Origin of the sequence: Psychrobacter sp. AOP7-B1-25 (assembly GCF_052376195.1) — a bacterium.
Classification (GTDB): Bacteria; Pseudomonadota; Gammaproteobacteria; order Pseudomonadales; family Moraxellaceae; genus Psychrobacter.
The window spans coordinates 291,828-314,336 of record NZ_JBQSVK010000003.1; the positions used below are offsets into that span (position 1 = coordinate 291,828).

General features: G+C 42.6%; 15 protein-coding genes and 1 tRNA gene. 1 reads left to right on the top strand and 15 read right to left on the bottom strand.

What is annotated here, in order from left to right; all coding sequences use genetic code 11:
• Nucleotides 1-93: 93 nt before the first annotated feature.
• The 5 genes from pilQ to pilM are packed head-to-tail and all read right to left on the bottom strand — an operon-like array spanning nucleotide 94 to nucleotide 5,430.
• Nucleotides 94-2,445, bottom strand: a complete 2,352-nt coding sequence (pilQ, locus tag ACT3QR_RS05280; protein ID WP_444520339.1) for a type IV pilus secretin PilQ — start codon at nucleotides 2,443-2,445, stop codon at nucleotides 94-96.
• Between the two features lie 27 nt (nucleotides 2,446-2,472).
• A complete protein-coding gene (locus ACT3QR_RS05285) occupies nucleotides 2,473-3,006 on the bottom strand; it encodes a pilus assembly protein PilP (protein WP_444520340.1) in 534 nt (177 codons plus the stop codon).
• Nucleotides 3,006-3,725 (bottom strand): type 4a pilus biogenesis protein PilO, encoded by a 720-nt coding sequence (locus ACT3QR_RS05290; protein ID WP_444520341.1) that lies wholly within the window; start codon nucleotides 3,723-3,725, stop codon nucleotides 3,006-3,008. Before ACT3QR_RS05290 ends, ACT3QR_RS05285 begins: the two co-directional genes overlap by 1 nt.
• Nucleotides 3,722-4,375, bottom strand: a complete 654-nt coding sequence (locus ACT3QR_RS05295; protein WP_444520342.1) for a PilN domain-containing protein — start codon at nucleotides 4,373-4,375, stop codon at nucleotides 3,722-3,724. The genes ACT3QR_RS05290 and ACT3QR_RS05295 overlap by 4 nt, the downstream gene beginning before the upstream one ends.
• The gene (gene pilM / locus ACT3QR_RS05300; protein WP_444520343.1) at nucleotides 4,375-5,430 is read right to left on the bottom strand and encodes a type IV pilus assembly protein PilM; all 1,056 of its coding nucleotides are present in this window, start codon (nucleotides 5,428-5,430) and stop codon (nucleotides 4,375-4,377) included. Before pilM ends, ACT3QR_RS05295 begins: the two co-directional genes overlap by 1 nt.
• Nucleotides 5,431-5,623: 193 nt before the next feature.
• Here pilM and ACT3QR_RS05305 point away from each other — a divergent pair, with 193 nt between their 5' ends.
• Complete coding sequence (locus ACT3QR_RS05305; protein WP_444520344.1) at nucleotides 5,624-8,203, top strand: penicillin-binding protein 1A; 2,580 nt, start codon at nucleotides 5,624-5,626, stop codon at nucleotides 8,201-8,203.
• Nucleotides 8,204-8,354: 151 nt separating this feature from the next.
• Here ACT3QR_RS05305 and ACT3QR_RS05310 read toward each other — a convergent pair whose 3' ends face one another.
• From ACT3QR_RS05310 to ACT3QR_RS05355, 10 genes are all read right to left on the bottom strand, one after another.
• On the bottom strand, nucleotides 8,355-8,879 hold the full coding sequence (locus tag ACT3QR_RS05310; RefSeq protein ID WP_444520345.1) for a DUF6586 family protein: 525 nt from the start codon (nucleotides 8,877-8,879) through the stop codon (nucleotides 8,355-8,357).
• Nucleotides 8,880-9,046: 167 nt separating this feature from the next.
• A complete protein-coding gene (gene rpoC, locus ACT3QR_RS05315) occupies nucleotides 9,047-13,264 on the bottom strand; it encodes a DNA-directed RNA polymerase subunit beta' (RefSeq protein WP_444520346.1) in 4,218 nt (1,405 codons plus the stop codon).
• Nucleotides 13,265-13,415: 151 nt separating this feature from the next.
• Entirely contained in the window at nucleotides 13,416-17,534 is a 4,119-nt protein-coding gene (rpoB, locus tag ACT3QR_RS05320) for a DNA-directed RNA polymerase subunit beta (RefSeq protein ID WP_444520347.1), read from the bottom strand.
• Between the two features lie 762 nt (nucleotides 17,535-18,296).
• The gene (gene rplL / locus ACT3QR_RS05325) at nucleotides 18,297-18,668 is read right to left on the bottom strand and encodes a 50S ribosomal protein L7/L12 (RefSeq protein WP_444520348.1); all 372 of its coding nucleotides are present in this window, start codon (nucleotides 18,666-18,668) and stop codon (nucleotides 18,297-18,299) included.
• Nucleotides 18,669-18,800: 132 nt separating this feature from the next.
• Nucleotides 18,801-19,328, bottom strand: a complete 528-nt coding sequence (gene rplJ / locus ACT3QR_RS05330; protein WP_444520349.1) for a 50S ribosomal protein L10 — start codon at nucleotides 19,326-19,328, stop codon at nucleotides 18,801-18,803.
• Between the two features lie 472 nt (nucleotides 19,329-19,800).
• A complete protein-coding gene (gene rplA / locus ACT3QR_RS05335; protein ID WP_444520350.1) occupies nucleotides 19,801-20,502 on the bottom strand; it encodes a 50S ribosomal protein L1 in 702 nt (233 codons plus the stop codon).
• Nucleotides 20,502-20,933, bottom strand: coding sequence for a 50S ribosomal protein L11 (gene rplK / locus ACT3QR_RS05340; protein ID WP_193006699.1), 432 nt, complete (start codon nucleotides 20,931-20,933; stop codon nucleotides 20,502-20,504). Before rplK ends, rplA begins: the two co-directional genes overlap by 1 nt.
• 90 nt (nucleotides 20,934-21,023) lie before the next feature.
• On the bottom strand, nucleotides 21,024-21,554 hold the full coding sequence (gene nusG, locus ACT3QR_RS05345) for a transcription termination/antitermination protein NusG (protein WP_201599900.1): 531 nt from the start codon (nucleotides 21,552-21,554) through the stop codon (nucleotides 21,024-21,026).
• A gap of 71 nt (nucleotides 21,555-21,625) precedes the next feature.
• Complete coding sequence (gene secE, locus ACT3QR_RS05350; protein ID WP_444520351.1) at nucleotides 21,626-22,111, bottom strand: preprotein translocase subunit SecE; 486 nt, start codon at nucleotides 22,109-22,111, stop codon at nucleotides 21,626-21,628.
• A 51-nt stretch (nucleotides 22,112-22,162) separates the two neighbouring features.
• A tRNA-Trp gene (locus tag ACT3QR_RS05355) sits at nucleotides 22,163-22,238 on the bottom strand.
• Nucleotides 22,239-22,509 lie beyond the last annotated feature (271 nt).

Below are 22,509 nucleotides of genomic sequence, written 5' to 3' on the forward strand. Positions count from 1 at the left end.
ATACATATCTATTGCAACGCTAAAATCGCTAATTTCACGCATAAAAAAAGTAAGCACTATGGCTTACTTTTTTAGTAATCAACTGACTGACAATCAATTCAGACGGCTAGTACCGTCGTTGATTAATTTTGGTGTCACAAAGATAAGTAGCTCCTCCTTGGTGTTGCTACGTACATCGCGTCGGAAGGCACGACCGATATAAGGTAAGTCTCCTAGGAAAGGTACCTTATCTACACCGTTGTTGGTACGGTTTTTAAAGACGCCGCCTAATACGACTGTCTGTCCGTCTTCAATGATGACATTGGTTGATATAGAGTCTTCAGAGATGGCAACCTGATTATTGATGATTGTTGGCGTGCCATTAGTGATGACCAGTTGCAAACCAATTTTACCATCTGGCGTAATATTTGGTGTAGCCTCTAAACTTAATGCAGCTTCTCTAAAACTGGTTGTTGTCGCACCACTGGCTGAAGCTTCTTGATATGGAATCTGAGTACCAGAAGAAACTTTCGCAGTTTGTTTGTCGGCAGTCAAAATCTTAGGTGTGGAAATGACTTCACCGCGATTATCTGCTTGTAGTGCTGATAATTCAAGATCAAGCATCACATCCGACATGCTGAGCAAACCAAATGCGATACTACCCGCTGGGTTAGATACACCCAGATCAACGTTTAAGTTATCAGGACTAGTAATGTCATAAGAAGGATAAGAAACGGTTTGACCATTTACAGTCGTTGTCTCTATGTCAAAGTCTTTAAGATCAGCTAGTGTTTGATTGCTACCACCAACCAATAAGCTGCGGTTGTTGGCTGCACCATTTGACAAGATACCCCAGCGAACCCCAATTTCTTTACTGAAGCTATCTGTAGCACTGACAATACGAGCTTCAATCATAACTTGGCGAACAGGAATATCAATTTTACTGATCAATTTATGGATATTTTCGATACTGTCAGCCACGTCTTTGATAATCAAAGTATTAGTACGCTCATCAACCGTTACCGTACCACGATTGGATAACAACGTATTATTATCCTCACGATTTGATAGGCCATTATTATTGCCAGTCGCACCGCTTCCTTGAGAAATAAGTGTTAAGACATCTTGTGCTTTTGCATAGCTCAAACGGATGTACTCAGTACGTAGGGGTGCATATGACTGAACAGCTTGCTGCGCTTCAAGTTCACGTGCTTCTTGCTCAGCCAACTCAGCAGAAGGTGCCACCAAAATTACATTGCCATTTTCACGTTTGCCTAGATTTTTGCTCTTTAAAATAATATCAAGGGCTTGATCCCAAGGAACATTAATCAGACGCAAAGTAATGTCGCCAGCGACTGAGTCACTAGCAACGACGTTCATCTCAGTAAACTGGGCTAAAATATCTAGAACGCTACGAACCTCAACATCTTGGAACTCCATAGATAATGGTTCGCCACTATAGGTTCTTTCTTCTAACGTCGGCTCACGTAAAAGCTCAGGCTTATTGATACTGATATTTAATTGGTTACCTGATTGGTAAGCCTGATATTCATAGTCATCATTCATGTTAATAGTGACAACACCATTTTGACCTTGGTTCTTGGTATCAATACTACTAACAATTCCACTATTGATATTTAGACGGCGTAGCAGGTTTCTAGGCACCGTACTACCTGTTAATCGTACTACCAACTTGTTGCCTTGACGCTGCACATCTACTGGGATAGCTTCATTAGCAAGTACCATGCTGACGTTACCGCCACCATCGTTACCTGCTGAAAAATTGACTGAGCTTAGACCATCATAACTGTACTGTCTACTAACCTGTGAAGAAGCAAGCTGTGGATTTAACAGTGGGTTAACTCTTACTACCATCGTATCAGCTGGTACTTCATTCTTCACGACAACTTTACTCGGGGTACGTACAGGTGTCACTGGTACAGTAGAGCTCTCAACAATAGGCGTCACGATTGCGGTCGTTGTCATACCATTATTGTTATTAAGCACATCTTGAATTGGGTCACTGGTAACAACTGGACGATTAGGATCAGTGATGGTTAATAATAAATCATTGCCTTCAATCGCTGTTGTATAGTTTCCCGATTCTTTTAAACCAACAATGAGACGTGTGGTACTGTCACTACTTAACATAGTAACATCATTAATCGCACCGATATTATATTCGTTGAAGCGGCTAGCAAGCCCGTTCTGTACTTGTTCAAAATCTAGGACTAAACGACTAGGATTATCAAGCTGATAGGCTGCTGGTAATACTGGCAATCCTGTAAATCCTAAACGCATTTGTGTTACTGCAGGCGCAGTCTGAACTACTGAAACGTTGCTAATACGCTGAGCCGCATGGGCACTACTACTTACTGCCACCATGCTCAGTGCCAGTGCTGAAACGGCAAGAGAAGAAGAAACGCGGTTACTCATCGTCATTACCTTGTTATTGCGTACTGTCATTATTTATTCCTCAAAAAATCTGCCGACTTAGCTTATAGGGGATACCAGCGACTGAGGTTTTTCTACAAACCCTGCGCGGCTATCTGGCACAATTTCAATCAAGTTAATCTGTGTCGGCGTGATTTCAACAATACGGCCGTCATTCAATCCAAGATAATCGCCTACTTTAACACTTGCAACGGAACCATCAGGCCGTTGTATCAATCCATATCGCTGACCTTCGGGCGAAATCACTACACCTCGAAAGACCAATTGCGACAGTTCATACTGCTCAAGTGGTTCTTTTATTCTATTGATATCTGGGCGCACACCATCTATAGAGGTGGTCGGACCTTGCACATTGACTAAACTTGGCGGTAAAAATGGACTACGCTGCGAACTAGCGCTATACACAAAATCCTCTACCAGCTCAGCTTTGGGCGGCGGCTCAATAGGCTGTGCAGGCTGATTGCGAATATCAGTCATTGCTTGCTCTGCCATACCTATACGGTCGCTACACCCTGTCATAGATAAAATAGCGACACTTAAGACCAATAGCATGGGCATTCTTCGGATACTCATTAGTTGCCTCCTGCATTTGCATCAGTAGCAGCGACTTCATCACCTTCAGGAGCCGCTTCTTTAGAGCGATAAGTCTTAGTTTGCAAGACTAGATTAAGCTCTGGCAAAACATCCAACGTAGGCTGCGGATTACTGACCTCAAAATCATGCATCGTAATAATGCGAGGAAGTGCAGCCAGACCACTGATAAAGCTACCAAACTGATGGTATTCACCCAAAGCTGCAATACGTATTGGCTGCTCAATAAAGAACTCATTTTCAATTTCAGGCTCTACTGAAATATCTTGGAAACGGATATTACTGCCAACGCCTGTCATGTTTATGCCTTCTACCAATTCTGACACACGCGTATCTTTCGGCAACTGATCTAATAGCGTATTAAATTCAGTTTCCATCTGGACCACTTGCGCCTGATAAGCTTCTAGATGACGTGCGCGAGATTCTTTTTCACGGTAGCTATCGAGCAAGGTCTGTTGCTGACTCTCAGCCGCATTGATCTCATCAATTTTGCTGCTGATAGGTAACGCCCATGACAACGCTGCAATAAAAGTGATAATGAGACCAATGACTGTGACCTTTACAGGCAGTGGCCAACTGCCATAATTTTCTGAATCTAGCGACTCAAAACTACGGCGAAACTCATTTAAATCGAATTGCTTTTTTGACTTCAAAGCAGATTTCTTGGTTTTAGAGAGGCTCTTTTTGCGGATAAGCTTCATAACGCACCTCCTGGAACAGCATCGGTATCAACAGTAGTCGAAGTTTCTGATTGTACTCTAGTCGTTACTACAAACTGTACATAGCTGTCTTCAGGATAAACAGGTCGCTGCTGTTCACCAGTATTAACTGTATTATTGAGAGCTGGAGCAGCCTCATAAGCACTAATATTTTGTTGGATATTACTCACTGCTGAGCCGCCCATCCATTTACTATTATCAAGGTTGCGAATCAGGCTAGAAACAATATTTGGATTGTCTGCTAAGCCTGTCAAAGTTAGGACATCGCCTTCGCGTTTAAGGTTATTTAGATAAAGTGCTGGTGGAATAGCTTTGGCGAGATCATCCCATAAGCGTACAGGTACAGGACGTCGTCCCTGTAAATCTTGGATGACTTGCATGCGTGAAATAATATCTTCACGGCGCTGCTCTAAACTGTCAATTTCGGTCAATGCGGTGTCTAAGCGAGTATTTTCTTGTTCGATCAATGCGTTGGCATCAAGCTGCTCATCAAGCTCGTTATTAAAATAACTCCATGACGCAAAAGCGGCTAATAGCGTCAGCAGCGTAACTGCCACTACTAAAGTAATGAATTCTTTATTGCGACGTTCACGCTCTTCTTGTCGCCAAGGTAAAAGGTTAATACGAGCCATTAGTCAAAGCTCCTTAACGCAAGACCACATGCAGCCATTAAGCTTGGAGCATCAACTGCCAGTTGCTCATTGTCAATACTTGGTGCAATCGTCATATTAGTGAAAGGGTTGGCAACACTAACAGTCACACCCAGTTTTTGTTGTGCCATACCAGCGAGACCTGCAATAGAGCTGCTGCCCCCTGCAAGCACCACATGATCAATACTGCTATACTGACTTGATGAAAAATAAAACTGTAAAGAGCGCGTGATTTGTTGAATAGTGTTTTCTATGAAGGGGGTTAGCACCTCAGGATAATAGTCGTCAGGTAAGGTACGTTCGCGCTTACTCAGTGTCGCTTCTTCTGCTGACAAACCATAGCGGTTTTGTATTGCCTCGGTCAGCTGAGCACCGCCAAATAACTGCTCACGACTATAAATAAATTCACCATTCTTGGCGATATATAGGGTAGTCTGATTGTGGCCAATATCCACTAGCGCTACTAATTCTGGTACATTTGGTAAGCTATTCACCATCAATCCAAACGCACGCTCGATGGCATGAGATTCGATATCCATGATTTTCGTTTGTAGACCACCAAATGCTAAAGCGTCGACACGCTGATCGACGTTTTCTGAACGAGAAGCAGCTAGCAACACTTGAACCATATCTTCGCTAACCAAAGACGGTCCTAATACTTCAAAGTCTAGATTAACGTCTTCTAATGGATACGGTATATACTGATCAGCGTCCAAACGAATTTGCGCTTCACGTTCCACATCGCTAAGCGTCACATCCATATCAATAATTTTGGTAATCACTGCAGAGCCAGAAACAGCAGTCGCAGCTTTACTACCTGCGACTTGGCAGCGCCTTGCTAAACTCGTTATAATATTGCCGACAGCCTCTGTGTCGACTAGAATCTTATCGACTACAATACCTTCCGTTAGTCTTTCAATACCATAAGATTTTAAATGGAACATGCCCTGCTGACGTTGTATATCAACCAACTTTACTGAAGTGGCACAAATATCCACGCCAATCAAATGTTGACTCTTGGAAGTAAATAGCCTCACTAGCTCTATACCTTATATTAAGTGTACAATCTGGTAATTATTTGTAATATTTCAACACAATACTTTACTTAATTGATAGATTCAAGCATTTAAAAATATATTAAGGCCAACTTACACATTTATTATGACCTGCCTATTTTGTTCAAGGTATAATAATATTGTCTGCTACAAATTCTAACTAATAAGTCTTATTATGGCCAAAACAAATGCTACCGCTCGTCTCATTCGCTTTTTGGTGGGACTCTTTATCGCTTGTCTAGCATTGGCAGTTGTTCTAGCACTTGCTGTACCTATTGGTTTTTATGGGATGGCAATGTATTTATCGCCCACCCTGCCCAGTACACAAGAGATCAAAACAGCCAAACTAGAAATGCCATTACAAATTTATAGTAGTGATGATAAATTGATTGGCCAATATGGCAATCGTTTATCGTTACCAGTTAGTTTTGATGAGATTCCTGAAGATTTAACCCATGCCTTTTTAGCTGCCGAAGACGCCGCTTTTTTTCAGCATAGCGGTATTAGTATTAAAGGTCTTGGTCGAGCTGTTACCGAAGCAGTCACTGATGACGATGGTCAGACAGGTGGCTCTACCATTACAATGCAGGTTGCCAAAAATTACTTCTTAAGTCCAGAACGTACTCTGAACCGCAAGTTAACAGAATTATTTTTGGCTCGAAAAATTGAAGATGAACTAAGTAAGAATGATATTTTGACACTATATGTCAACAAAATTTATTTAGGTGAAGGTGCTTACGGTATCCGCGCGGCGGCTAAAAAATACTACAGTAAATCATTAGACAATCTAACTATTGCTGAAATGGCCATGTTAGCAGGTCTACCAAAGGCTCCTTCTAAGTATAATCCTGTTGCCAACCCTAGCCGCGCATTGACTCGTCGTAACTGGATTATTGGACGCATGCATGAGCTTGGCTATATTAGTCAAGCTCAATACGATGAGGCAGTCAACTCTCCTATAGGTATCAAACTATATAAAGAAAAGCTCGATATAAACATGCCTTACTTGGCAGAAATGACGCGTTCCTATTTAGTCGAACGTTATGGCGATCAAGTCATGCACAGTGGTTGGCGCGTTCGTCTCACGGTAGATAGCCAAGCGCAAACAGATGCAGAAACAGCAGTAGTGACAGGCTTGATTGCCTACGAGCATCGTCATGGTTGGCGAGGAGCTGAAGCAAATGATGAGCCTCTTGAAAACTTCCGACGCTACAGCAATATGTCTCCTGCCAAAGTGACTAAAGTCAACTCTCGTAGCTTTGATGCCGTCTTGCAATCCAGTGAAGAGGTGACCGTTAATTGGTCTGGTATGAAATGGGCACGTAAATATATTTCCGCTGATCGCATTGGTTATTATCCTAGTAACGCCAGTCAAGTCGTCAAGATAAACGACATTATTCGCGTGATACCTACCGCGAATGGCAACTGGCAATTAGGGCAAATACCTAAAATTCAAGGTAGTTTGGTCTCGTTGAACCCAGAAACCGGCGCTGTCAATGCGTTGGTTGGTGGCTTTGATTTCCACCACAGTAAATTCAACCGCGCTTTACAAGGTTGGCGTCAGCCTGGCTCAACCATCAAGCCCCTTGTCTATACAGCAGCTTTAGAAAAAGGTTATCGTCCAGATACAATAGTCTCTGATGAAGCTATTCAAGTAGGTGGATGGAAACCTAAAAACTCTGATGGACGTTTTTTAGGGGATATCACTTTACGTCGTGGTTTATACTTATCACGTAACCTAGTGTCTATTCGATTATTGCAAGCTATCGGTATTTCTGATGCACGTAGTCTGTTGAACAATTTTGGCCTAAACAAAGAAAAACTACCGACAACCCTATCATTAGCATTAGGCACAGGACAAGCTACACCACTACAAATGGCAACTGCTTACTCTACCTTTGCCAATGGTGGTCGTCGTATTCAGCCATATTTTATAGGTCAAATTTACAACTACAGTAACAAATTATTGTTCCAAGCCAATCCAAGCCGAGCTTGTGCATCATGCTTTAATGAACAACTAGATGAACTCAACAATACATTAATCGAGGAACACAATCAGATATCTGAAGATGGTGATCCAATAGATTCCGTTCAGAAGAAGTCAGAAAATGAGGATAAAAATAACACAGCTGTTGATTCATCAGTATATGACTCAGGCCCGCAATCAGACCGCCTAAAAGCGCCAGTTTTACAGTATACTAGAGCAAAGCAAGCACCACGTATATTACAACCTAGAGTAGCGTTTGAAATGGCAGATATACTACGTGATGTAGTTCAGCGTGGTACAGCGAGAAGAGCGAAAGTGATAGGTCGCAAAGATATTGGGGGTAAAACAGGTACAACCAATAAAGCTAAAGATGCATGGTTTGCAGGATTTCATCCTACCAATGCAACCGTTGTCTGGATGGGCTTTGATCAACCATCAACAATGGGTCGCCGTGAGTATGGTGGTGTAGCAGCGTTGCCAGTTTGGATAGACTTTATGAAAGCTCAACTGGCAAATACTCCGTACCAGTGGGTACCAAATGACTACGGGTTCACCATTAATGAAGGAAAACCATCTACTCCAAAATCTGATTCGAAGAAACCAGCTGTGGCTCGAACACAAAAGCGTGAATCATCGCAACCAGAAACCAGTGGAAATGTGCAATCCTTACCAACAGCCGATTCAGACAATAGCCGCGCTACTGATGACGTACCGCAAAACCCGTTAAGTGTAACACCCCTCCAGCGCATGCCATCAATGCCAGAATAACAAATCAAGCAGTACTTAGTTTAATAATAAAAAGGCTTACTATATCATTGCTGAGTAAGCCTTTTCTATGTGCTGTAGACTATGGCCTACCCCATTTGATCGTATTCTCGATCGGGTCAATCGACATCTAATAGAAATGTAAAATTCTCTATTAGAATTCAACCATCCCTGCACGTAGCTGCTCGATTAAGTCTAAAAGTTGTTGACGCCATTCCCGTATTGTTGCTTCGTCAGGTAGCCACTGATTGGACAAGGTGACAACATTGACAATCAAGTCTGGCGATGTTGAGCTATTACTCGATGTTTCATCTACGATCGTATCTGGTGGTACTGCATAAAGACAACGCTGATAAGCGCGCTCTATATTGGCAATAAACCCTTGCTGTTGTAATTGCTGCAAGCGCTGAATCTCGGGAGATACTTGTGTACGCTCACTCAGTGCTTGCTCGATATCAAGTAACGTTGGTGACGTAATATTCAAGCTATAGAAATGACCAAGTTCTTGGATAAATGCCAACAAAGCACCATACAAATGGAAAATAGCGGTCTCACAATGTGCTTGATACAACTGTTTGTCATTAGTATTTCCTGCAGATTGACAAGATAGACGACAAAAATAGAGCTTTTGATTGGTTCGATCTGCTTGATATTTAGCGACGCGCGTTTTACCTGCCATTGGTTACTTATCCTTCTATGAATAGTGAATTAGAGCATGTTTTCCAGTGTACTATTTTTTTAGATCATAGCACTATGCATTTTTCGATTTTTTATACGCACAAAAAAGCCAGCAACTAGGCTGGCTTTTTCATTAAATTAAGCATGAGTCAAAAATATTCAACATGATTAGTTGTCTTGGTTTAACTCTTGAGCGAAGGCTTCATCAAAGCTTGCAAAGTCTTTACTATCCGTACTTGCAGTCATATCAAACGCTGCATTAAGATCTTTATCTTGTAGCTTCTGATCTGCTTTTTCTTTACGTGTCTTATGATAAGCAAGACCAGTACCTGCAGGAATCAAGCGACCAACAACCACGTTTTCTTTCAGACCACGTAGCTCATCTACTTTTCCAGTCACAGCAGCAGCAGTTAGGACACGAGTTGTCTCCTGGAATGACGCCGCTGAGATAAAGCTTTCAGTTGCTAGACTTGCTTTAGTGATACCAAGCAATTGACGCTCAAACTGTACTGGGAACTTATCTTCCGCTTCTAGCTTAGCATTCAAGGCTTTGATATCAGCATACTCTACCTGGTCACCTTTGAAGTGGCTTGAATCGCCACCATCAGTGATTTCAACTTTACGCAGCATCTGACGAATAATAACTTCGATGTGCTTGTCGTTGATTTTTACACCCTGCAAACGATAAACGTCCTGTACTTCGTTGACGATATAGTCAGCAAGCGCCGTTTGTCCTTTCAGACGCAAGATATCATGTGGGTTCTGTGGGCCATCAGCGATCACTTCACCACGTGCTACCGTTTCGTTTTCAAAGACGTTGATTTGACGCCATTTCGGGATTAGCTCTTCATGTACTTCACCATCTTCGTTGGTGATGATGAAACGGTTCTTACCTTTGGTTTCTTTACCAAAGCTAACCACACCAGTCATTTCTGCCATGATGGCATGATCTTTCGGACGACGTGCTTCAAACAAATCAGCAACACGTGGTAGACCACCGGTAATATCTTTCGTACCAGAAGAAGCTTGTGGTACACGGCCTAAGATCGAACCTGCTGCAACCTTCTCACCATCACTCACGCGGATGATAGTTTCAGCTGGTAAGAAGTAAACAACTTCTTTGCCTTCGTCAGTGTTCAAGATGATCGCAGGACGTAAGTCTTTTGCTGAGCTTGAACGGTCACGAGTGGCTAAAATTTCAAATGAGCTCATACCAGTAGCATCATCAACCTTCACTGTTGCAGTGCTACCATCAATGATATCACTGAAGCGTGCTGTACCAGCAAATTCAGTAATAATTGGATGCGTATGCGGATCCCATTTAGCGATAGTTTGACCACCTTCGACCTGCTCTTCGTCTTTTACTAGTACGCTAGAACCATAAGGTACTTTATAGCGCTCACGCTCACGACCAAGTTCATCGGTCAATGCGATTTCAGCTGAACGAGATACGATGACTAAATGACCATCAGTATGTTGAACCGTCTTCATGTTCTCGAAGTGTGCTTGACCAGCATTACGTACAGAGATGCTATTGTCTACAGAAGCCGAGCTTGCTGCCCCGCCTACGTGGAACGTACGCATAGTCAACTGAGTACCTGGCTCACCAATAGACTGTGCGGCCATAACACCCACTGACTCACCGATATTCACTTTATGACCACGAGCAAGGTCACGGCCATAACATTGTGAACAAACGCCATGTTCGACATCACACGTAATTACTGAACGTACCCAGATATCATCAATCGCGTTGTTATCAAGGACGTTAACCCAGTACTCATCGATCAATGTACCTGCTGGAATCAATACTTTATCAGTATCATCATTGTAGGTAACATCACGAGCAGTCACACGACCCAGTACTAGCTCACCTAGCTTCTCAATGATTTCACCACCTTGAATATGTGGTTTCATGAGTAGGCCTTCTTCAGTACCACAATCATCGCTCGTGATAACCAAATCTTGTGCCACATCAACTAGACGACGAGTTAGGTAACCTGAGTTAGCCGTTTTCAGTGCCGTATCTGCTAGACCTTTACGTGCACCGTGAGTTGAGATGAAGTACTGTAGTACCGTCAAACCTTCACGGAAGTTAGCTTTAATCGGTGTCTCAATGATTGAGCCATCCGGCTTAGCCATCAGACCACGCATACCAGCCAACTGACGAATCTGTGCCGCACTACCACGAGCACCAGAATCTGACATGATAAAGATAGAGTTGAATGATTTCTGCTCGTCTTCTTCACCTTGTGCATTGATAACTTTATCTGTTGCCAAGTTGTCCATCATCGCCTTAGCGACTTTGTCATTGGTACGTGACCAGATATCAACGACTTTGTTATAACGCTCACCAGCAGTAACGAAACCTTGCTCAAATTGATCTTCGATTTCGCGAACTTCGCCTTCTGCCACTCCGATAATTTGCTTCTTAAGTGGTGGGATGACCATGTCATCGATACCGATAGACACACCAGATAGCGTTGCTTGAGCAAAACCAAGATACATTAATTGGTCAGCAAACATAACGCTCTCTTTTACGCCAACTTTACGGTAGCAAGAGTTGATTAAGCGAGAGATATTTTTCTTCGTCATCTCTTGGTTGCACTCATCAAACGTCATACCTTTAGGCATGATATTCCAGATAAGTAGACGACCAGCAACCGTATCTTTGATACTGATTTCTTTAGTCTCATTACCTTCTTCGTCAATTTGCGTTTCAGTAACACGCACTTTTATCTTCGCGTTTACATGTAGGTCGTTTGAACCAATTGCACGCAATGCTTCATTAACGGTAGCAAAAACCATGCTCTCGCCTTTAGCATTGATAGACGAGCGACTGATATAGTATAGACCCAGTACAACATCTTGAGATGGTACGATGATCGGATCACCGTTCGCAGGTGACAAGATGTTGTTGGTAGACATCATCAAGGCACGTGATTCAAGCTGCGCTTCTAGCGTCAATGGCACGTGTACGGCCATTTGGTCACCATCGAAATCGGCGTTGAATGCAGTACAAACAAGCGGATGCAACTGGATGGCTTTACCTTCGATCAATACTGGCTCAAATGCCTGTAAACCCAAACGGTGAAGTGTTGGTGCACGGTTAAGGAGTACTGGATGCTCACGGATAACCATGGCCAGCATATCCCAAACTTGTGGCTCTTCACGCTCTACCATCTTCTTGGCAGCTTTAATCGTCGTTGCTAAGCCATGAGACAATAGTTTGTTATAAGTAAATGGCTTGAATAGCTCTAGTGCCATTTTCTTAGGTAGACCACACTGGTGCAGGCGTAGTGTTGGACCCACAACGATAACCGAACGACCAGAGTAATCGACACGCTTACCAAGTAAGTTCTGACGGAAACGACCTTGCTTACCCTTGATCATATCTGCCAAAGATTTCAATGGACGTTTGTTACTACCAGTGATGGCACGACCGCGACGACCGTTATCAAGCAACGCATCCACTGATTCTTGCAACATACGCTTTTCGTTACGCACGATGATATCAGGGGCGCTCAGCTCAAGCAGACGCTTAAGACGGTTATTACGGTTGATCACACGGCGATATAGATCGTTTAGATCTGACGTCGCAAAACGGCCGCCTTCTAGCGGTACTAGCGGACGCAAATCTGGTGGTAGTACTGGTAAGATGTTCATTACCATCCACTCAGGCTTGTTATTAGAATCACGGAATGCTTCTAATAATTTGAGACGCTTAGACATTTTCTTAAGCTTAGTCTCAGAACCAGTTTGCGGAATCGCTTCACGTAGCTCATCAATCTCAAGATCCATATCAATATCTTTCAATAGGTCTTGGACAGCCTCAGCACCCATCTTGGCAGTGAATTCGTCACCAAACTCTTCAAGCGCTTTGTAATAATCTTCATCATCAAGCAACTGGTACTTTTCTAAGCTAGTTAGACCAGGTTCAGTGACGATATAGCTTTCGAAATATAGAACGCGCTCGATATCACGTAGCGTCATGTCTAGCAATAGACCGATGCGGCTTGGTAATGATTTTAGGAACCAAATATGCGCCACAGGACTGGCTAGATCGATATGACCCATGCGATCACGACGAACTTTAGCAGTGGTAACTTCAACACCACATTTTTCACAGATAACGCCTTGGAACTTGCGGCGCTTATATTTACCACATAAACATTCGAAGTCTTTTACTGGACCAAAGATTTTGGCACAAAAAAGACCATCACGCTCAGGCTTGAACGTGCGATAGTTGATGGTTTCAGGCTTTTTTACTTCGCCGTGCGACCATGACTTGATGACGTCAGGTGCAGCTAAAGTAATTTGAATGCTATCAAACTCTTGATTACCGTTGCCGGTAGGGCTTTGCATGATATCGAGTAAATCTTTCAAGTTGCTTCTCCGTTATCTTTATAATCATCTGACAGCGTACCATTAACGCAGATAAGATGAATGAAGGCAATGAATAGGGTTGAGACAAATCACTAAAAGCAGCAGCAATAAAGCAGACTGCCTTTAGTGGACAACTAAGTTAAACAACGGGCTAGTTGCTTTGTTTTAACTCAATATTGATACCCAGTGATTTGATTTCTTTGGTCAGTACGTTGAACGACTCAGGCATGCCTGGATCCATGTACTGCTCACCATCAACAATGTTTTTGTACATACGCGTACGGCCTTCAACGTCATCCGACTTCACTGTTAGCATTTCTTGCAACGTGTAAGTCGCGCCGTATGCTTCTAGTGCCCATACTTCCATCTCACCGAAGCGCTGACCACCAAACTGTGCTTTACCGCCCAATGGCTGCTGCGTTACTAGAGAGTAAGAACCTGTTGAACGTGCATGCATTTTGTCATCAACCAAATGGTTAAGTTTGAGCATGTACATGTAGCCAACAGTTACTTTACGGTCAAACTTCTGACCAGTACGACCATCATATAACGTTTGCTGACCATCACGATCCATACCAGCAAGCTCTAGCAAATCTTTGACCTGGCTTTCTCTTGCCCCGTCAAATACTGCTGTACCCATTGGTACACCGCCGCGTAAGTTGGCTGATAGCGCCATGATGTCGTCATCACTCAAACTATCAAGATCAACTTGCTCGCCGCCGACTTGGTTATAGATTTTGTCCAAGAAGTCACGTAGCTCCTTGATCGCCGCTTGAGATTTGAGCATGCCGTCAATCTTCTCGCCCAAGCCTTTCGCTGCCATACCCAAATGCGTCTCTAGAACCTGACCGATGTTCATACGAGATGGTACACCAAGTGGGTTCAATACGATGTCAACGGTATTACCATTTTCATCATAAGGCATGTCCTCAACTGGCATGATGCGTGAAACAACACCTTTGTTACCATGACGACCAGCCATCTTATCACCAGGCTGAATACGACGCTTAACCGCTAGATATACTTTAACGATTTTTTGTACGCCATGTTGCAAGTCATCACCAGCGGTTAATTTGCGCTTTTTCTCAGCAAATTTCACATCGATATCTTTTTGCTTATCAACCAAGTAATCAGAAATCTGGGTCAAACGCTCAGAGATTTCTTCTTCTACTGGTTGGATATCAAGCAATGTCTCAAGGCTCATATCTTTCATATCAGCCAATGCCATAACCGTACCAGCTTTCAGACCAGCACCGCCGCTAACTTTTTGGCCATCTAGCAAATTACCAATACGACCACGTGCTGCTTCTTCAAAGATACGTAGCTCTTCTTTCAAATCTTTGCGGTAGCTATCAAGCTGCGATTTTTCAATCGCTCTTGCGCGTGCGTCTTTCTCAACGCCATCACGGGTAAAGACCTGTACATCGATAACCGTACCTTTACTAGAAGTCGGTACACGTAGTGACGTGTCTTTTACATCCGCCGCTTTCTCACCAAAGATAGCCCGTAGTAGTTTCTCTTCTGGCGTTAGTTGCGTTTCACCTTTTGGCGTCACTTTACCAACTAAGATGTCACCAGCGTCAACTTCAGCACCGATATACACGATACCTGCTTCATCAAGACTTGATAGCGCTGCTTCACCAACGTTTGGAATATCAGCAGTGATTTCTTCTGTACCTAGCTTGGTATCACGAGCCACACAAGTCAATTCTTGAATATGAATCGTAGTGAAACGGTCTTCTTTAACTACTTTCTCAGATAGCAAAATTGAATCTTCGAAGTTGTAACCATTCCACGGCATAAATGCGATGCGGATGTTCTGACCTAGTGCTAGCTCACCAAGATCCGTTGAAGGACCATCAGCCAAGATATCACCCAAAGCAATCTCATCACCTTGGTTAACAATGATACGTTGGTTGATACAAGTGTTTTGGTTAGAGCGCGTGTATTTGATCAAGTTATAGATATCGATACCCGCTTCACCAGCAGTCATCTCGTCTTCGTTTACACGAACAACGATACGTGATGCATCAACATCTTCAATCACACCGCCACGCTTAGCGATAACACAAACACCAGAATCACGAGCAACGTGACGCTCCATACCAGTACCTACCAACGGCTTATCAGCACGTAGCGTAGGAACAGCCTGACGCTGCATGTTCGAGCCCATCAAGGCACGGTTAGCATCATCATGTTCTAGGAACGGAATCAAACCTGCTGCAACCGATACTACCTGACTTGGTGATACGTCCATATGCGTTACTTTTTCTGGCGGCATACGAACAAATTCACCATAGCTACGTACACTGACCATCTCATCAGATAACGCACCATCTTCGGTCAACGGTGAGTCAGCCTGTGCAATAACAGTACCTACTTCTTCAATCGCTGACAGATATTCAATGATATCCGTTACTTTGCCATCAATCACACGGCGATACGGCGTTTCTAAGAAGCCAAAGCTATTGGTTTTAGCAAATGTCGCTAGTGAGTTGATAAGACCAATGTTTGGACCTTCAGGAGTCTCAATAGGACATACACGGCCATAATGCGTATCATGTACGTCACGTACTTCAAAGCCTGCACGTTCACGAGTTAGACCACCAGGTCCCAATGCTGATACACGGCGCTTATGGGTAACTTCAGACAACGGGTTGTTCTGATCCATAAACTGTGACAACTGGCTTGAACCAAAGAATTCTTTAACCGCAGCCGCTACAGGCTTAGAGTTAATCAAGTCTTGTGGTGACAGGTTATCTGATTCAGCAGAGCTCAAACGCTCTTTAACTGCACGCTCAACACGTACTAGACCAACGCGGAATTGGTTTTCTGCCATCTCGCCCACTGAACGAATACGGCGGTTACCAAGATGGTCAATGTCATCGACATCACCGCGACCATTACGAATCTCGATAAGCTCTTTTAGAACGTTAACGATATCGTCGTTGGTCAACACACTGCGTTCGCGCTGTACATTAGGATCGTCAGAGTTATCAAATTCCAAACCAAGACGGCGGTTAAATTTCATACGACCAACGTTCGATAGGTCGTAACGATCTGCATTGAAGAACATGCTTTCAAACAGTTTTTCAGCAGTTTCGACCGTTGGTGGCTCACCTGGACGCATTACTTTATAGATTTCGATTAGTGCTTCTTCGCGGCTTGAGGTGCTATCTGCACGTAGCGTATCAGCAATATAACTACCTTGATCGATATCGTTAGTGAATAGAATACTAAATTCTTTAAGCGCTTCACTGGCTTCAAATGCGCTTAATTTAACCAATAATTCATGGTCAATTGGCGTGTTCGCTTTAGCAATGATTTCGTCATTAACAACGATATCTTCCGCTAAGATACGCTCATATAGATACTCATCAGGCACAGCAATCTTCGTCATACCTGCTTCTTCAAGCTGACGGATGCGACGTGCGTTGATGCGTTTGCCCTGCTCTACGATAACGTCACCTTCAGGTGATACGATATCAAACTGAGCCATCTCGCCACGTAGACGATCAGCAACTAGATCGATTTCAAACTGCTCTTCGCCTTTATAAACAGCAACTTTATCAAAGAATAAATCTAGGATTTCAGAAGTTGTTAGACCAAGTGCACGCAGAATGATTGACGCAAGTAATTTACGGCGACGGTCAATACGAGCAAATACTAGGTCTTTTGCATCAAATTCAAAGTCTAACCATGAACCACGGTAAGGGATAATACGTGCGTTATAAAGCACTTTACCACTTGAATGCGACTTACCTTTATCATGGTCAAAGAACACACCAGGTGAACGATGTAGCTGAGATACGATAACACGCTCAGTACCATTGATAATGAAAGTACCGTTAGCAGTCATCAAAGGCATCTCGCCCATGTAAACGCTTTGCTCGCGGATATCTTTGATAGCCGCTTTGCTATCTTTGTCTTTGCTATCTTTGTCTTTGATGATCAAACGGATTTTGACACGCATAGGCGCAGCAAACGTTGAACCACGTAAGATACACTCACGCTCATCAAATTCAGGCGTGCCTAAATAGTACTCAACAAATTGTAGCTCTGCGTTACCAGAGTGACTCTCAATTGGGAAAATAGAGGAATACGCAGCTTGCAAACCAGTATTCTCACGAGCTTTTGGCTTTTTGTGCTCTTGCAAAAATTGCTCGTAAGAATCTACTTGAATAGACAGTAAATAGGGAACGTCCATTACAGTGGGCAATTCAGCAAAACTTTTGCGAATACGCTTTTTTTCAGTATAAGAATATGCCATCGAGAGTCCTTACAGTAAACGTGGAAACAAATTAAAAGCGTGGCCAGTCAGCATAAATACGATGCAAACGCGGCGACGTAAACGATAATATAAAACGGGTCTTCGTGTTCAGTTCATGTCTTTTCTGTCAATTACTACTTTACTCTTCAGTGCTTACCTAGCACACTTCACTTAATCTCGTCGTTGCTTGCTAAATTCATGGTAAGTGAATCAGTCTATATGACTGTTGCAACTAAAAAATTCAATATCACATAGCCATAATGGATTACTTATCAGGCTTGATTTACTAATACATTGCTGGGAAATAACGTCTATTAAGATTGCATATATACCGCTTGCCATCTAGACTACTTATCACCAACTATATCCCCTACACATACAAACTGTCTGTAAGACTAAATATCGACAGTCATGCCACATCAAGTAGGCAACTATGATCAACAGCTTTTTTGAGAATACCGCTTTTTTCAGGATTAATAATCGGGGTAACTATAACTTTTAGAATCAGTATAAACTATAGTGTTAATAGGAAAGCATGCAGACACAAAAAAATGCCAAACATCTACGGACGTTTAGCTCATATTAACTGATTTCAAAAACTGGCATGTGTGCTTGCATGTATATCGTCTGTCCTTTTGATGGGTATCCACCGTGATGTTGCATACGTATGTTGGCAGACACAAAAGGTCAAGCTACGAATTATAGTAAAAAAAAGCTGGCAATGCAAGGCATTACCAGCTTTTTTTCGTACAGTAGTTAAACTTATTTTAGTTCAACAGTTGCACCAGCTTCTTCAAGTTTCTTTTTCAACTCTTCAGCTTCAGCTTTAGATGCAGCTTCTTTGATTGGAGCTGGAGCGCTTTCAACCAAATCTTTCGCTTCTTTCAGGCCAAGACCAGTAGCTTCACGTACGGCTTTAATTACGCCAACTTTCTTCTCGCCAAAGCTGGCAAGAACTACGTCAAACTCGTCTTTTTCTTCAGCAGCAGCAGCAGCAGGACCGGCAGCAGCAGGTGCAGCAGCAACAGCAGCTGTTACGCCGAATTTTTCTTCCATGTCGCTGATTAGCTCAACGATATCCATTACTGACATTTCAGCGATTGCATTTAACACGTCATCTTTAGATAGTGCCATGAGAACTCTCCGTTATCTGATAAAAATTAATTGATTCTAATATCGCTTTGATTGCTTGTCGACATTTCAAATAGGTGTGACAATAAAATGCAATCAGGATTAGCGATGTTAAAGTTACGTTAAAACAAGCAATTAAGCAGCTTCTTTTGCGTCTTTGATTGCCGCTACAGTGCGAACGAACTTGCCAGGAACAGCGTTCATAGTCTGGACAAGCTTGGTCACTGGTGCATTCATAGTAGCCATCAAGATAGAGATTGCTTCGTCGCGAGTTGGTAGCTTCGATACGCGCTCTAGCTCTTCTGGACCATAAACTTCACCACCGACTGATACTAATTTGGTCTCTAAAGCTTTGTTATCTTTGCTAAAGTCGAAAACGACTCGAGCGGCAGATCCCAAATCTTCCATAGAGAAAGCCAAAAGTAGTGGACCAGTCATACGGTCTGACATGCTCTCAAACTTAGTGCCTTCAAAAGCGCGTTTTGCTAGTGTATTTTTTACCACTTTTAAAACAACACCTTTTTCACGAGCTTGTTGGCGCAGCTGAGTAAGCTGTGCAACACCAATACCGTGATATTCGGCAGCTACTGCTGAGTAAGCATTAGCAGCAACTTCAGACACTTCAGCCACAACTTGTTGTTTTTGTTCTAGCGTTAATGCCATAAGTTGACTCCTTTAATCTTATCAATCAACTTATAATAAAAGTGATAAAAACAACGTTTTTATACGCTTGAACTATAAGCTAAGACTGACTTGATACGACACATTACCAACAGATTCAATTAGTAAAAAAAGCATCTACTGGTAACGACTGATTACGGCACCGTTATCAGAATGACGTTGAGTAATAGTTTGAGGATTATAAATAATCCATATCGCCCTATTCGCTCTTGTCTTAAACTGTGTGGGCCACCGTCTGCGTAGGACAACTAAGATTTTCATCTGTCGTCGATTAACAAAAGTGACTCATCATTATAGTAACTATCCGAAGATTATTACCTATAACTTTAAACCACTCTCTACCTACGGTCTTAGACAGCGTAGCAAATACTACGCTGACCTAATTCTTTAAAAACTGTTTGTGTTTATTATTCAAAATATTTGAAGCTCAAATATTGAATAATAAAGACTTTAATTATTTAGCAGTACGATAAGGTACTGGATCGATTGTTAGACCTGGACCCATAGTGCTAGATAAGGTAATTTTCTTAATGAAAGTACCTTTCGAAGTAGCAGGCTTAGCACGCTTTAGGTCTGAGATTAGTGCTTGAGCATTTTGCATAACTTGCTCAGCAGTGAAACCTACTTGACCGATAGTGCTGTGGATGATACCAGCTTTATCAACACGATACTGAGCTTGACCAGCTTTCGCATTAGTCACAGCTTCAGCAACGTTTGGCGTTACTGTACCAACTTTAGGGTTAGGCATTAGACCACGTGGGCCTAGGATAGTACCTAATTGACCAACAACACGCATTGCATCTGGAGCTGCGATAACAACGTCAAAGTCCATGTTACCGGCTTTGATCTGCTCTGCTAGGTCTTCAAAACCAACGATGTCTGCACCAGCTTCTTTAGCGGCTTCAGCAGCAGCGCCTTGAGCGAATACAGCAACACGTTTGGTTTTACCAGTACCAGCAGGTAGGTTGGTTGCACCGCGAACTACTTGGTCAGATTTACGTGGGTCAACGCCCAAGTTTACTGAAATATCGATAGACTCTTTGAATTTTAGCGCTGGCAAATCGTTTAGGATTTGAACCGCTTCTTCAATAGTGTACTGCTTTTCGTTATCAATACGGCTTTGAATTTCTTTTTGACGTTTGGTTAGCTTAGACATTATACACCCTCCACGGTAATACCCATTGAACGTGCAGTACCAGCGATGGTACGAACAGCAGCGTCAAGATCAGCTGCAGTTAAGTCTGCATCTTTAGTCTTAACGATTTCTTCTAGTTGTGCACGGTCAACTTTACCAACTTTAGCAGTGTTCGGTGTACCTGAACCTTTAGCAATACCAGCAGCCTTACGTAGTAAATATGCAGCTGGTGGTGACTTCATGATGAAGGTAAAAGACTTATCGCTGTATACTGTGATCTCAGTTGGGATCGGTAGACCTGGCTCTTGGCCTGAGGTCGCAGCGTTAAATTCTTTACAGAACGCCATGATGTTCACGCCTTTTTGACCCAAAGCTGGACCAATAGGTGGTGAAGGATTTGCTTTGCCTGCAGGCACTTGCAGTTTGATGTAACCATCAATCTTCTTAGCCATGTTACTCTCCTGAATGGGTGATAGCGCCAAATTAACAGGGTATATACCTAGTTAACTAACAGCTCCCCGGTTGATGAATATTTTGCTATTTTAGTCTAGTTTTTCAACTTTACTAAACTCTAGCTCAACCTGTGTAGGTCGATTAAATACGTTTACCGTTAGATGTAGCTTAGACTTCTCATAATCCACTTTTTCAACCAACCCTTTAAAGTCAGTAAACGGACCATCGATAACCAACAACTCTTCGCCTGGCTCGAATAAAGTCTTAGGACGTGGATCAGTTTCAGTCTGGTTCAATCGGTTTAAAATGCGATCAGCTTCTACTTGTGTAATCGGTGCAGGCATCTCAGGCGTACCACCAATGAAACCCATAATACGAGGACAGTCTTTTACGATGTGCCAAGTATTGTCGTTCATTTCCATTTGGATCAATACATATCCAGGGAAGAACTTACGCTCACTTTTACGTTTTTTGCCATCTTTCATTTCGACGACTTCTTCAGTAGGAACCAATACATCACCGAATGACTCAGTGAAGTCACTACGATTAATACGATCAGTTAATGAACGTTGTACTTGTTTTTCATATCCTGAAAACGCTTGGACAATATACCAACGCATATCACGCTCCTGATCATTATAAATAAGTCGTTATAAGTAAATATCTTATTAATAGTCACTAATACGTGCTATTAACCGATAAAAATACCAACGAACCAATTAAAAAAGTTATCTAATAACCAAATAAACAAACCTGCAATCGCAATCACAACAATCACTTGCCATGTGTATTGAAAGGTTTCGTCTTTACCGGGCCATGTCACTCGGCGAAGCTCAACAGCAGCGTCTTTTAACAAAATTTTAAAAGCACGGCCTTGGTGCGTTAACGCCAAACAAACTAATGCAAATACAACAAGTGCGACAATAATACCAATACGCACCCAAACATCGTTGGCGGGTTGCCAATAGCCTGGTAAGTATTGATTTACTAGAGTCGCACCGATTAATACAGCTGCAGCAAGTAGCCACAAAATCAAATCTTTTGCTGAGCCAGTCTTAGCCACTTCAACAGCAGTAGTACCGCTAGCTGAAACGTGCTTATCTTTAGACAGCATTCCACCAGCACCCGCCTTGGCATCAGATAACTTAGTCTCGAGGTTATCTTGATCATTGCTCATAAAGAACTCGCTTCGGAGATGGTGGGGTACAACAAAGATGTGATAAGAAGATGGCAGGCGATGTAGGACTCGAACCTACAACCCTCGGTTTTGGAGACCGATGCTCTACCAATTGAGCCAATCGCCTATGGGTGTAAAGGACAGCATTATACAATATTTAGCATAGAATGCAAGCCCTTGGCGGTAAAATTATTAACTTTACCTGATTTGGCACTACGGCAGTCTAAAATAACGGCTAACGTTGAGTGCAGCGATAATATAACAAGCTACGCTACAGATTACAATATGCTATCTAATAAATAGTTGTCTTTATCATACATATCGTAAATGATTGCTTCGCTATAGTTTTCAATTCTAAATTTTTCACCACAATTCTAATAACTATTTGTTATTTTGTT

What these genes read in the sequence shown, in the direction of transcription:
- pilQ (WP_444520339.1), bottom strand. Translation starts at nt 2,445, where the DNA reads ATGACAGTACGCAATAACAAGGTAATGACGATGAGTAACCGCGTTTCT.
- ACT3QR_RS05285 (WP_444520340.1), bottom strand. Translation starts at nt 3,006, where the DNA reads ATGAGTATCCGAAGAATGCCCATGCTATTGGTCTTAAGTGTCGCTATT.
- ACT3QR_RS05290 (WP_444520341.1), bottom strand. Translation starts at nt 3,725, where the DNA reads ATGAAGCTTATCCGCAAAAAGAGCCTCTCTAAAACCAAGAAATCTGCT.
- ACT3QR_RS05295 (WP_444520342.1), bottom strand. Translation starts at nt 4,375, where the DNA reads ATGGCTCGTATTAACCTTTTACCTTGGCGACAAGAAGAGCGTGAACGT.
- ACT3QR_RS05305 (WP_444520344.1), top strand. Translation starts at nt 5,624, where the DNA reads ATGGCCAAAACAAATGCTACCGCTCGTCTCATTCGCTTTTTGGTGGGA.
- ACT3QR_RS05310 (WP_444520345.1), bottom strand. Translation starts at nt 8,879, where the DNA reads ATGGCAGGTAAAACGCGCGTCGCTAAATATCAAGCAGATCGAACCAAT.
- rpoB (WP_444520347.1), bottom strand. Translation starts at nt 17,534, where the DNA reads ATGGCATATTCTTATACTGAAAAAAAGCGTATTCGCAAAAGTTTTGCT.
- rplL (WP_444520348.1), bottom strand. Translation starts at nt 18,668, where the DNA reads ATGGCACTATCTAAAGATGACGTGTTAAATGCAATCGCTGAAATGTCA.
- rplJ (WP_444520349.1), bottom strand. Translation starts at nt 19,328, where the DNA reads ATGGCATTAACGCTAGAACAAAAACAACAAGTTGTGGCTGAAGTGTCT.
- rplA (WP_444520350.1), bottom strand. Translation starts at nt 20,502, where the DNA reads ATGTCTAAGCTAACCAAACGTCAAAAAGAAATTCAAAGCCGTATTGAT.
- rplK (WP_193006699.1), bottom strand. Translation starts at nt 20,933, where the DNA reads ATGGCTAAGAAGATTGATGGTTACATCAAACTGCAAGTGCCTGCAGGC.
- nusG (WP_201599900.1), bottom strand. Translation starts at nt 21,554, where the DNA reads ATGCGTTGGTATATTGTCCAAGCGTTTTCAGGATATGAAAAACAAGTA.
- secE (WP_444520351.1), bottom strand. Translation starts at nt 22,111, where the DNA reads ATGAGCAATGATCAAGATAACCTCGAGACTAAGTTATCTGATGCCAAG.